Source organism: Streptomyces sichuanensis, from assembly GCF_020328095.1.
GTDB classification, from domain to species: domain Bacteria; phylum Actinomycetota; class Actinomycetes; order Streptomycetales; family Streptomycetaceae; genus Streptomyces; species Streptomyces cinnamoneus.
Genome location: NZ_JAIXMK010000015.1, coordinates 148,216 through 161,397, shown reverse-complemented (window position 1 = coordinate 161,397; position 13,182 = coordinate 148,216). Strand labels below are relative to the sequence as shown.

The window sequence follows — 13,182 nt, the reverse complement described above, 5'->3', positions numbered from 1 at the left end:
ACCAGCCGGACCGCGTCCGGCAGCGACCACACCCCGGCCACGTGCGCCGCGCTGATCTCTCCGATCGAATGTCCCAGCAGCATGTCCGGGCGCACACCCCAGGAGTGCATCAGCCGGAACAGCGCGACCTCCACCGCGAACAGGGCGGCCTGGGCGTAGTCGGTGCGGTCGAGCAGGTCCGGTTCGCCTTCGAGCACGGTCCGCAGCGGACTCGCCAGCTCCTGGTCGAACAGCTCGCACACCTCGTCGAACGCCTCGGCGAACACCGGAAAGGAGGCGGCGAGCTGCAGCCCCATGCCGGGCCGCTGCGCGCCCTGGCCGGTGAACAGCATGCACAGCCCGCCGCCGGCCGCAGCGCCCACCGCCACATCGCGGACCAGGCCGGTGTCGAGGTGGCCGCGCAGCGCGGCGGTGAGTTCGGCTCGGTCCCGGCCGGACACTGCCAGCCGGTGGCGGAAGTGGGTGCGGCGGGTGGCCAATGCGTGCGCCAGCCCCTCGGCGGAGGGAGCATCGCCGGACTCGGCGAAGGCCAGCAGCCGGGTCGCCTGGTCGCGCAGCGCGTCCTCGGTCCGGCCCGACACCGTCCACACCAGACCGGCGGACGGCACGCCGGGCTCCGGCGCTTCCGGCTCGACGTGCTGTTCCAGCACGACATGGGCGTTGGTGCCGCTGATCCCGAAGGAGGAGACGGCGGCGCGGCGCGCTCGGCCGGTCTCCGGCCAGGGCATCGCATCGGCGAGCACGCTGACCCCGTCCACTCCCCAGTCCACCTTCGGGGTGGGGCTGTCCACGTGCAGCGTCTTCGGGGCGAGACCGTGCCGCATCGCCATGATCATCTTGATGATGCCGGCCACGCCGGCCGCGGCCTGCGTATGCCCGATGTTGGACTTCAGCGAGCCCAGCAGCAGAGGCCGGCCGGGCGGCCGGTTCCGGCCATAGGTCGCCACCAGCGCGTTGCCCTCCACCGGGTCGCCGAGCGGGGTGCCGGTGCCGTGCGCCTCGACCACGTCGACGTCCTGGGTGGACAGTCCGGCGTCGGCGAGCGCGGTACGGATCACCTCCTGCTGGGCGGTGCCGTTGGGTGCGGAGAGCCCGTTGCTGGTGCCGTCGGAGTTGACCGCCGAGCCGCGCAGCACCGCGAGCACCTGATGGCCGTGCCGCCGCGCGTCGGACAGCCGCTCCAGTACCAGGAGACCCGCCCCCTCGGCCCAGATCGAGCCGTTCGCCCCGGCCGCGAACGCCTTGATCCGGGCGTCCCGGGAGGTGACGCCCTGGCCGCAGAACTCGACGAACGTCTCCGGAGTGCTCAGCACCGTCACACCGCCCGCCAGCGCGATCGGGCACTCGCCGGCCCGCAGGGCCCGCATCGCGAGATGGGTGGCGACCAGGGAGGACGAGCAGGCGGTGTCCACGGTGAGGGCCGGGCCGTGGAAGCCCAAGGCGTAGCTGATCCGGCCCGAGATCACGCTCATGGTGTTGCCGGTGATGCCGTACTGGGAGAACTGGTCGGTGCCTTGCCAGAGCATCTCGTAGTCGTTGCTGGACGCGCCGACGAAAACCCCGGCCCGCTCGCCCGCCAGCGAGTCCGGCAGGATGCCCGCGGACTCCAACGCCTCCCAGGCCAGCTCCAGCACCAGCCGCTGCTGCGGGTCCATCACCAGCGCCTCGCGCGGGGAGATCCCGAAGAACGCGGGGTCGAAATCGCCCGCGCCGCTGAGGAAGCCGCCCTCGCGCACGTAGGACCGCCGTGCCTGCTGGGACTCCGGATCAGCGTCGTACAGCTCCTCGATCGGCCAGTGGCGGTCCGTGGGGAAAGGCGAAATGGCGTCCGTGCCCGCAGCCACCAGGTCCCACAGCTGGGCAGGGGAGGCCACGTCGCCGGGCAGCCGGCACGACATGCCGATCACGGCGATCGGCTCGGCGGACTGCTCGGTCGCGTCACGCAACTGCTCCCGGGTGCGTAACAGATCGGTGGTGACCCTTTTCAGATATTGCCGGAGCGTGCTGACTTCATCGGGCATGAACGACTCCCTGCGACGGTTGGCCGGTCAGAGTTGGAAGGTGATGCGTTCGGTGTCGAGGCCGCGGACGACCACGTGCCTGCGATAGCTCAGTGAGTCCTCGTGCACGTGGAAGTCGCGCAGGCGGCGAGCCAGCTCACCGAACACGATCTCCGCCTCCAGCCGGGCCAGGCTGCTGCCGAGGCAGTAGTGCGCGCCCGCGCCGAAGGCGAGGTTCATCACGGCCGGCTTCCGGTCCGCGATGAACTGACCCGCCCTCGGGTGCACCCGCTCGTCCCGGTTGCCGGACGCGAGGACCAGGGTGACCACCGAGCCTTCGGGGATGTCGAGGCCGTTGATCCGGTCGGACCGCAGCGCGACACGGCCGGTCAGCATGATCGGGCAGTCGTAGCGCAGCGCCTCGCCGACCACGTCGCCGACGATCGCCGGGTCCTGCCGGAGCAGCTGGAACTGCTCCGGGTGGCGCGACATCGCGAGCAGGCCGTTGGTGATCAGGTTCGTGGTGGACTCGTGGGCCGCGGTGAACACGGTCACCACGACGTTCGTCACCTCACGCCGGCTCAGCCCGCGTCCGTTCTCCTGCGTGGAGAGCAGGCTGGAGATGAGGTCCTCGCCGGGGTTGCGGCGGCGCTTGTGGATGAGGTCCGCGAAGTAGCCGTGCAGTTCGGTGGTGGTGCGGATGATGCGGACGAGTTCCTCGCGGTCGAACATCGCGGTGGAGTGGAAGCTGGCCACCAGCGTGGGCAGTTCCGTGGACAGCGCCATGTCGCTGGACCACTCCCGCAGCATCGGGATGTCCTCGCCCGGGATGCCCAGGAGGGTCGCGATGACCCGCAGGGAGAGCACGGCGGCCAGGTCCTGCACGCCGTCGAACTCGCCGTCGGCCAGGCAGTCGCGGAGCAGTTCGTCCACGATCTCGCGGATCCACGGCTCGAAGCGCGCGGTGATCCGTGGCGTGAACGCCTTGCTGACCAGGTTGCGCTGCCGCCCGTGTCCGGGATCGTCCATGAAGAAGATCGAGTTGAGCACCGGCTCGTCGCCGCGGTCGCCGAAGAGTTCCCGCATCCCCGGGGCGTTGAACGTGTCACTGCCCATGGTCGTGTGGCTCTTGAGCACCGCCATGCAGGTGGCGTGGTCGCTCAGCAGCAGGGAACCGTCCGACGTCCACATCGGACCTTGCTCTCGCCACCGCTCGAACAGCGGGTAGGGGTTGGCGAGCACCTCCCGGTCGAGCAGGGCGTGCAGCGGGTTGTCCGGCACGCGGGCCGGTGGGCGGCTTGGCACTGACATGGGCTAGTTCCTCTCCGTGCCACGGCCGGCAGTGCGACCGGTGTCCGGTTTCGCGTCGTCGAGCACGTCGTCGATCAGCGTGAACATCTCGTCGTCCGTGGCGCCGCTCAGGTCGGGCACCGTGGCCCGCTCATCGGCGGTGCCGTCTTCCTGGCTGCGCAGCAGTCGCCGCAGTGTCGTGGTGATCACCTCGGGGACGGGCACGGACGGCGGCCGCCGGTGCAGGGCCGCCTCCAGTTCCCTCAGGCGGTCGAGCACGACCCGTTCGGCCGGGTCTCCCTCGTCGACACCGAGCGCGTCGCCGAGGTACCGGGCCAGCGCGGCGGCGGTGGGATGGTCGTAGACCGCGGAGGCCGCCAGCGGCACTCCGGTGTCCGCGCCGAGCAGGTTGCGCAGCCGGACCCCGGCCAGCGAGTCCAGGCCCAGCTCCTGGAACGGCCGGTGCGCGTCCAGGTCTCCGGCCGGCCGGCCCGAGACGTCGGCGACCCGGGCGGTGACCAGCTCCAGCAGCACCGCCGACCGCCGCTGCGGTGCGGTGGCCGCCAGCCGTTCCCGCAACGCGCTCGCGGGTTCGGGCCCGGTGTCCGCGCCCACGCCCGGCAGTTGGGAGCACAGGCGCCCCGGCCGTGCGGCGGCGAACCGCGGCCAGTCCACGGCACCGGCCACGTACTGCGCCGCACCGCCGGACAGGGCTCGCTCCAGCGCGTCCAGCGCCCGGTCGGCGGGCATCGGCGTGGCGCCGCTGTCCGACCGCGGGCCGACGGGCCAGGACGTGGTCATCCCGGTGTCCAGCCAGGGGCCCCAGGCCAGGCTCGTCGCGGGCAGGCCGCCGGCCTGTCGATGGGCTGCCAGCGCCTCCACGACGGCGTTGGCCGCGGCGTAGTTGCCCTGCCCCGGCGAGCCTGCGGTGCCGGCCAGCGAGGAGCACAGCACGAAGAAGCGCAGCGGATGGCCGGCGGTCAGCTCGTGCAGGAACCGCGCGCCGTCCGCCTTGGCCGCGAACACCCGCGCCAGCCGGTCCTCGGACAGCGCCTCCAGCACCCCGTCGTCAAGCACCCCGGCGGCGTGCACCACGCCGGTGAGCGACCGCCCGGCGAGCAGTCCGGCCAGCGCCTCGCGGTCCGCCACGTCGCAGCCGGCGATCTCGACCTCGGTACCCAGCGCGGTGAGTTCGGCGCGCAGTTCCGTCGCGCCAGGGGTGTCCACGCCCCGGCGGCCGACCAGCAGCAGACGGTCCGCGCCCCGGGCCGCCAGCCGGCGGGCGACGTGCGCGCCGATGCCGCCCAGTCCCCCGGTGATCAGCACGGTGCCGATGGGCTCCGTCGTGGCGGGTTCGGTGCGGGGCACCGGGACCAGTCGCCTGGCGTACAGCCGCCCGTCCCGGATCGCGATCTCGTCCCTGGCAGCCAGCGCGGCGGGCAGCGCGGCCAGGTCCTCCACGGCCGGTCGCAGCGGCAGGTCCACCAGGCCGCCGTGCAGCCGGGGCGCTTCCATGCCCGCGACCCGGACCAGCCCGCACACGGCGGCCTGCTCCGGATGCGGCACGGTGTCCGCCGTGCCGGCCCGCACGGCGCCGCTGGTGAGGGACCACAGGGGCGTGTCCGCGCCTCTGGACAGCAGCGCCCGCAGCAGCGCCAGGGTGGCGGCCAGGCCGGTCGGCACCCGCGGCGTGTCCGAGCCCTCGGCCATCGCCAGGAGGGACACGATCCCGCCGCCCGGCAGGTCGGGCAGCAGCCGGTCCCAGTGCTCGGCGTCCACGGCGTCGCCGCGCACGGTGCGGGTCCCTTCGCCCAGCACGCCCGCCACGTCCTCGGTGAGCCGGTCCCAGTCCGCGCCCGGCGGGGCCACCACCAGCCACGGCCCCGGCGCGTCGGCGACCGGGCCGGGGACGGGCAGCAGCGGCCACTCGACACCGTGCAGCAGAGGGTCGGCGGAGGCCCCCTCGTCGTCGGGCAGCCAGAACCGCTGCCGGGTGAACGCGTAGCCGGGCAGTGGCACCGCCCGCCCGCCCGTGCACCAGGCCGCCCAGTCCACGTCGACCCCCCGGGTGTGTGCGGTCGCCAACGCCGTCAGCAGGCCGTGCACCTCGTCGGCGCCCTGCCGTAGCACCGGCAGGAAACCGTCCCCGCCCAGCGCCTCCTGGCCGAGCGCGCTGAGCGTCGCGCCCGGTCCCAGCTCCAGGTAGGTGCTGGTGCCCGCGGCGTCCAGAGCGCGCAGGCAGTCGTGGAAGCGCACCGGTTCCCGCGCGTGCCGGACCCAGTACTCGGGATCGCAGAGCTCTTCGGTGACCCGTGCGCCGGTCACCGAGGACACGACCGGAATCACCGGTTTCCGGAAGTCCAGTCCGGCCAGCACCTTCCGGAAGGGGTCCAGAACCGGGTCCATGTGGTGGGAGTGGAACGCGTGCCGCACCGGCAGGCGGTGCACGTGGGCCACCCGCTGCGAGATCTCCCGCAGCGCGTCCGCGTCCCCGGCGAGCACCACCGAGGCGGGGCCGTTCACCGCGGCCAGCGCCACCCGGTCCTCGTGGCCGCGCAGCAGTTCCGGCACGTCGGCTTCCGGTACCTGGACCGCCATCATCGCGCCCTCGCCACCGAGTTCGCGCATCAGCCGCCCGCGCGCGGCCACCAGTGCGCAGGCGTCGGCCAGCGAGAACACGCCCGCGGCGTGCGCTGCGGCGATTTCGCCGGCCGAGTGCCCGGCCACCGCGTCCGGCCGCACCCCCATCGTGGTGAGCAGCCGGAACATCGCCACCTGAACCGCGAACACCGCGGCCTGCGCATGGTCGGTGCGTTCACCGGGTCCGTCCCGGAGGATCTCGTCGAGCGGGCGGTCCAGCAGCGGGTCCAGCTCGGCGGCGATCTCCTGGAGGGCTGCCGCGAACACCGGTACCCGGTCGCGGAGCGACGTGGCCATGTCGGCGTACTGCACGCCCTGGCCGGGGAACAGGAACGCGGTCGCGCCGTCGGCCGCCACTCCGGTACTGCCGGTCCCGGCTCGCAGCGCGGCGGTCAGCTCCCCGGTGTTCGTGCCGAGCACGACGGTGCGGGCAGGCAGCCGGGCCCGCGTGGTGGCCAGCGAGTACGCCACGTCCAGCGCGGACGGCGAGCCGTTCCCGTCCTCGTCGGTCAGCTGGCGGAGCAGGGCCTCGGCCTGCGCGGGCAGCGCCTCCGGGGTGGCCGCGGACAGCACCCACGGGATCAGCGGCGGAGCCGCGGCGGTCGCCGGCTCCGTTTCGGGCCCGGGCTCGGGCTCGGGCTCGGGTTCCTCCAGGATCACGTGCGCGTTGGTGCCGCTGAGGCTGAACGAGGACACCGCCGCCCGGCGCGGACGGTCCACGCGCGGCCAGTCGATCGGCTCGTCCAGCAACCGCACCGCGCCGTCGTCCCAGTTCACGTGCGGGCTCGGGGCGTTCAAGTGCAGGGTCGCGGGCAACCGGCCGTGCCGCATGGCCAGCACCATCTTGAGCACACCCGCCAAGCCCGCCGCGGCCTGGGTGTGCCCGAGGTTGGACTTCGCGGACCCGACCAGCAGGGGCTGCGCCCGGTCCTGCCCGTAGGTCGCCAGCAGCGCGGTGGCCTCGATCGGGTCGCCGAGCGGGGTGCCGGTGCCGTGCGCCTCCACCGCGTCCACCTCGCCGGGCGCCAGGCCCGCGACGGCCAGCGCGTCCCGGATCACCCGCTGCTGGGCCGATCCGTTCGGCGCGGTCAGCCCGTTGGACGCGCCGTCGGAGTTGAGTGCCGAGCCGCGCAGCACGGCGAGCACCCGGTGGCCCCGTTCGCGCGCGGTGGAAAGCCGCTCCATCACCACCAGTCCGGCGCCCTCGCTCCACGAGGTGCCCTCCGCGGCCGCGTCGAACGGTCTGCACCGGCCGTCCGGGGCGAGCACCCCCACCTGGGAGAACTCCACGAACAGCGTCGGCGTGGTGAGCACCGTGATGCCACCCGCCAGCGCGACCGTGCACTCACCGGCCCGCAGCGCCTGTGCGGCCTGGTGCATCGCCACCAGCGCGGAGGAACACGCCGTGTCCACCGTGATCGCCGGGCCGTGGAAGCCGAACGTGTAGGCCAGCCGCCCCGACGCGACGCTGCCCGCGTTGCCGATCGAAACGTCGCCGGTCAGGTCCTCGGGCGTCCGGTGCGCGCGGCGCGCATAGTCGTTGCCCATCAGCCCGAGGTAGACACCGGTGCGGGTGCCCCGCAACGCGGTCGGGTCGATCCCGGCGTCCTCCAGCGCGTGCCAGGCCAGTTCCAGCAGGATGCGCTGCTGCGGGTCCATCGAGACCGCCTCGGCCGGGGCGACGCCGAAGAAGCCGTTGTCGAACTCGGCGATCCCGTCCAGGAAGCCGCCGTGCCGCACGTAGCTGCGCCCGCCACGGCCCGGCTCCGGGTGGTAGACCTCGTCCAGGTTCCAGCCGCGATCTGCCGGGAACTCGGTGATCGCGTCCCGCCCGGCGGCCAGCAACTCCCACAGCTCGTCCATGGTGGACACCCCGCCGGGAAAGCGGCAGCTCGCGCCGACCAGCACCACCGGGTCGTCCATGTCGTGCGGGCCGGGCCCGGCGACCGGTGTCCGGCCGCCGGGTTCCGCGCCGGGGAGCTGCCCGGACAGGTACCCGGCCAGGGCCGTGGGGGTGGGGTGGTCGAACACCGCGGTCGCGGGGAGCCGCACCCCGGTCGCGGCGGTGAGCCGGTTGCGCAGCTCCACCCCGGACAGCGAGTCGAAGCCGATGTCGCGGAACGCCCGCGCCGGGTCCACCCGGCGCTCCACGCCGAGCACGGAGCCCACCGTGGCCAGCACGAGATCGAGCACCGACCGCTCGCCACCGGAGACGAGCGCGGGCGCCGCGGCCACGGCGGCCGGCCGGGCCGCGCTCCGCCGGACGCCGAGCAGCCCGGCCCACACCGGAGCCCGCTCCGGGCCTGCCGCACGCACGTTGGCCAGGTCGAAACGGGCGGGCACGGTGCACGCCAGGTCGGTGCCCAGCGCCGCGTCGAACAGCGCGAGCCCGTGGTCGCGGGACATCGGCACGAGCCCGGTGCGCCGCAGCCGGGCCCGGTCGGTGTCGCCCAGCCGCCCGGTCATGCCGGTGTCCTGCGCCCACAGTCCCCACGCCATCGACGCAGCGGGCAGTCCGCGCGAGCGGCGGTGCTGCGCCAGCCCGTCCAGCCACGCGTTGGCGGCCGCGTAGTTCGCCTGCCCCGGCGTGCCGAGGACACCGGCCACGGAGGAGAACAGCACGAACGCGGCCAGGTCGAGGTGTTCGGTCAGTTCGTGCAGGTTGCGCGCACCCTCGACTTTCGGTCGCAGCACCGCGTTCAGCCGTTCGGCGGTGAGGGAGCGCACCGTGCCGTCGTCCAGTACCCCGGCGGCGTGGATCACCGCGGTCAGCGGATGCTGCGCGGGGATCGCCGCCAGCAGCTCGGCGAGGGCGGCCCGGTCGGCGACGTCGCATGCCACGACCTTGATGTCGGCGGTGGCGGTCAGGTCGTCGAGACCGGATTCGAGCGCCGCCGCGCCGCCGCGGCGCCCCGCCAGCACCAGGTGTCGCACCCCGTGCTCGGTGACCAGGTGCCGGGCCAGCTCCCGGCCGAGTACGCCGGTCCCGCCGGTGATCAAGACCGTGCCTCCGGCGAGGACGGGCTGGTCCCCCGTCCGCGTCACCCGAGCCAGCCGTGGCGCGAACGCCTGCCCGCCCCGGACGGCGATCTCCGGCTCACCGGTGCCCAACGCCAGCTCCAGGGCGGAGCCGGCGTCCTCGGGGTCGCCGTAGCGGTCCAGGTCGACCAGCACGAACCGGCCGGGATGTTCGGTGCGTGCCGCGCGGACCAGGCCCCAGACCGCCGCGGCGTCGGGGTCCTGGTCGTCCTCCGGGGCGATCGCGACCGCACCACGGGTCCGCACGATCAGGGGCCCGCCCGTCGCCTTCTCGTCGTCGGTGCCCAAGAACTCGCGGACCCGCGCCAGTGCTTCCTCGGCCCCGGCCACGTCCACGACCGGCGCGTCCACGATCGCCGGGGTGGGCCGCCGCGCAACCGGCACCCAGTCCAGCCGGTGCAGCGCCCGGTCCACGCCCGCCGTCCCCGGCCGCACGGGCCCCACGGGCCGGAGCGCGAGCGCGCTGATCGTGGCCACCGCTTCCCCCGCCGCGTCGGCGAGCGCCACGGCGAACGAGTCGTTGCCCTGCGGAGTCAGCCGCACCCGCAATGCTGTGGCCCCGACCGCATGCAGTGCGACCCCGCTCCAGGAGAACGGCAACCTCACCGACGTGTCCCCCGCATCCAGCAGCAGCGGGTGCAATGCGGCGTCGAGCAGGGCCGGGTGCAGGCCGAACCGCCCGGGGTCGACCGGCAGCTCGACCTCGGCCCAGCGCTCCGCACCGAGCCGCCAGGCCCGCCGCAACCCCTGGAAGGCCGGCCCGTACTCGTAACCTCGCTCGTCGAGCTGTACGTACTCGCCGTCGAGGTCGATCTCCTCGGCACCGGCCGGCGGCCACTCCGTCAGGGTCGCGCCGCCGGACTCCGCGGCCCGGAGCGTCCCCGTCGCGTACCGGGTCCACGGCGCGTCCGGCGCGGACCGGGCGTACATCGCCAGCGTGCCCGGATCCGTCTCGCCGATCGCGATCTGCAACTCGGTCTCGCCCCGCTCCGGCAACACCAGCGGGCTCTCCAGCACCAGCTCGTCCAGCATCGGCAGCCCCGCCCGCTCACCCGCGTGCAGCGCCAGTTCGACGAACGCGGCGCCGGGCAGCAGCACGGTGCCGCGCACCGCGTGCTCGGCCAGCCAGGGGTGCCGGGTGAGAGAGAGCCGACAGGTGGCGACCAGGCCACCGCCGGCGAGCTGGACCACCGAGTCCAGCATCGGATGCCCGGCGACGGGCCCGGAGGCGGCGGTGGGCAACATCCAGTACCGCTGCTGTTGGAACGGGTAGGTCGGCAGGTCCACACTCCGGGCGTCGTCGAACAGCCCGTTCCAGTGCACGTCCACACCGTGCACGGCTGCCTCGGCCACCGCCAGCAGGAAGCGGTCGGCATCACCGTCGTCCCGTTTCAGGGTCTCCAGCACCACGCCGCCCCCGTCGTGGTCCTCCTCGTCGTCACCGAGGATCTGCCGCACGCCGCCGGCGAGCACCGGATGCGGGCTCGCCTCCAGGAACGTGGTGTGCCCGGCGGCGACCAGCCCGCGCACGGTCGCCTCGAACTCGACCGTGGCGCGCAGGTTGCGGTACCAGTAGTCCGCGTCCAGGCCGGTGGTGTCCACCGGACCGCCGGTCACGGTCGAGTGGAAGGGAACCTCGGCCGCCATCGGAGTCACCGGCGCCAGCAGTTCGCGCAGCTCCGCACGCAGCAGTTCGACCTGTGCCGAATGCGAGGCGTAGTCCACCGGCAACAGGCTCGCCCGTATGTCCTCGGCGACCAGTGCGGCGGCGAACTGTTCGACCGCCTGGACGGTGCCCGAGACCACCGTCGAGCGCGGCCCGTTGACCGCGGCCACCGAGAGGTCCTCGCCCCAGCGGGCCATCGACTCTTCGACCGCCGCTCTCGGCAGCCCCACGGACAGCATCCGGCCCGTGCCGGAGAGCGCCCGCAACGCCTGGCTGCGCAGCGTGACGATCCGCGCCCCGTCGTCCAGGGACAGCGCGCCGGCTACGGTCGCGGCCGCGATCTCGCCCTGGGAGTGGCCCACCACCGCCGCCGGCCGCACCCCGTGTGCCCGCCAGAGTCCGGCCAGCGACACCATGACCGCCCACAGCGCGGGCTGCACCACGTCCACCCGGAGCAGCGCGTCCGCGTCGGTGAGCACGTCGCGCAGGTCCCAGTCCACGTACGGCGCCATCGCGTCCTGACAGGCCGCCATGTGCCCGGCGAAGACCGGGCTGGACTCCAGCAGTCCCGTGGCCATCCCGGTCCACTGCGTGCCCTGGCCGGGGAACAACAGCACCGGACTGGTGTCCCGGCAGGGTGACCCGACGACCGTGCCCGGTGCCGAGCCGCCCTCGGCGAGCGCGTCCAGTGCGTGCACCAACGTGTCCCGCTCCCGGCCGAGGACGGCTGCCCGGTGCTCGAACCCGGCCCGGCCGGTCGCCAGCGTGAATCCGGCGTCCAGCAGGCCGACCCGGTCCGGGCGGAGCCGCTCGGCCAGCCGGCCGGCCTGCTCCCGCAGCGCCTCCGCCGACCGTGCGGACAGCAGCAGCGGCACCGCGGATGCCGGTGGCGGTGCCGCGGCGGGCGCGCGCTCCGGCGCCTGTTCCAGAATCACATGGGCGTTGGTGCCGCTGATGCCGAACGAGGACACCCCGGCCCGGCGCGGGAGTCCGGTCTCCGGCCACGGCGTGTCCTCCGCGAGCGGGGTGACGCGGCCGGACTCCCAGTCCACGTGCGGGCTGGGCTCGGTCAGGTGCAGGATGCGCGGCAGCACGCCGTCGCGCATGGCGTGCACCATCTTCAGGATGCCCGCCACCCCGGCAGCGGCCTGCGTGTGCCCGATGTTCGACTTGACCGACCCCACCAGCAGCGAGCGCGCCCGCTGCGGGCCGTGCACCGCCAGCAGCGCCCGTGCCTCGATCGGGTCGCCGAGCATGGTGCCCGTGCCGTGCGCCTCCACCGCGTCGAGGTCCGCCTCGGACAGTCCGGCGTCGGCCAGCGCCGCCCGCAGCACCCGTTCCTGAGCCGGCCCGCTGGGTGCGGAGAGCCCGTTGGAGGCCCCGTCCGAGTTCACCGCGGTGCCGCGCACCAGCGCGTGCACGGTGTGCCCATGGCGCAGGGCGTCGGAGAGCCGTTCCAGCACCAGCATTCCGACGCCCTCGGACCAGGCCGTACCGTCCGCCGTCGCGGAGAACGGCTTGCACCGGCCGTCCGGGGCGAGGCCCCGCAGCCGCGAGAACTCCACGAACATCTCCGGGGTCGCCATCACCGTCACGCCGCCGGACAGGGCCAGGTCGCACTCGCCGAGACGCAGTGACTGCACCGCGAGATGAGTGGTCACCAACGACGAGGAGCAGCCGGTGTCCACCGTGACCGCGGGGCCGGTGAGGCCGAGCACGTAGGCCACTCGGCCGGACGCCACGCTGGAGGTGTTCCCGGTGATCAGGTACCCCTCCAGCCCGTCCGGGACGGTATGCACCCGGGGCGCGTAGTCGTGCATCATCGAGCCGGCGAACACGGCCGTGCGGCTGCCCCGCAGCGAGGTGGGATCGATGGCCGCGTTCTCCAGGGCCTCCCACGCCGTCGTGAGCAGGAGGCGCTGCTGCGGATCGGTGGTCAACGCCTCGCGGGCGGAGAGCCCGAAGAACTCGGCGTCGAAATGGCCGGCGTCGTAGAGGAAGCCGCCGTGCCGGACGTAGGAGGTGCCGGGCCGGTCCGGGTCGGGATCGTAGAGAGCCGCCAGGTCCCAGCCCCGGTCGTCCGGTAACTCGCCGATCGCGTCGATCCCGTCCCTGGCCACCTGCCAGAGCCCTTCCGGGGCGACTATTCCGCCCGGGTAGCGGCACGCCATTCCCACAATCGCAATCGGTTCGCCCGGCATCCGGTGTCCTCCCACGGCAGTTGGACTTTGCCGGCCACCATGGATGCAAGATCATTCGCCGAACTCGCGACCATCTAACCCAACGCCGACAAATCGAGGTGCATCAACATGATCAGCACCCAGACCCATTCCACACAACATCTCCAACCGACCGAGATCTGGGGCTTTCACTAGAAACTCCGGGCCTGTTGTGAAGAACTTCTTGAGCAGGCCGCCACATGAATTGCAATCACCGCCGGCTCTTTGTCCGAAAAACGCGGGCGTGGTCCACACTCCTGCCCAAATTTGGCCGGTACGAACGAACTGCCTCTCCCACAACTCGGTATACGCATGACTGACGGCCGGC

General features: G+C 73.5%; 1 protein-coding gene and 2 pseudogenes. All 3 read right to left on the bottom strand.

What is annotated here, in order from left to right; genetic code table 11:
* Positions 1 to 2,000: pseudogene (locus LE181_RS07965) on the bottom strand (type I polyketide synthase); the annotation flags it as partial.
* 48 nt (positions 2,001 to 2,048) lie between these two features.
* On the bottom strand, positions 2,049 to 3,311 hold the full coding sequence (locus tag LE181_RS07960) for a cytochrome P450 (RefSeq protein ID WP_225660478.1): 1,263 nt from the start codon (positions 3,309 to 3,311) through the stop codon (positions 2,049 to 2,051).
* A 3-nt stretch (positions 3,312 to 3,314) separates the two neighbouring features.
* A pseudogene (locus LE181_RS07955) lies at positions 3,315 to 12,827 on the bottom strand (SDR family NAD(P)-dependent oxidoreductase); the annotation flags it as partial.
* Positions 12,828 to 13,182 lie beyond the last annotated feature (355 nt).

What these genes read in the sequence shown, in the direction of transcription:
- LE181_RS07960 (WP_225660478.1), bottom strand. Translation starts at nt 3,311, where the DNA reads ATGTCAGTGCCAAGCCGCCCACCGGCCCGCGTGCCGGACAACCCGCTG.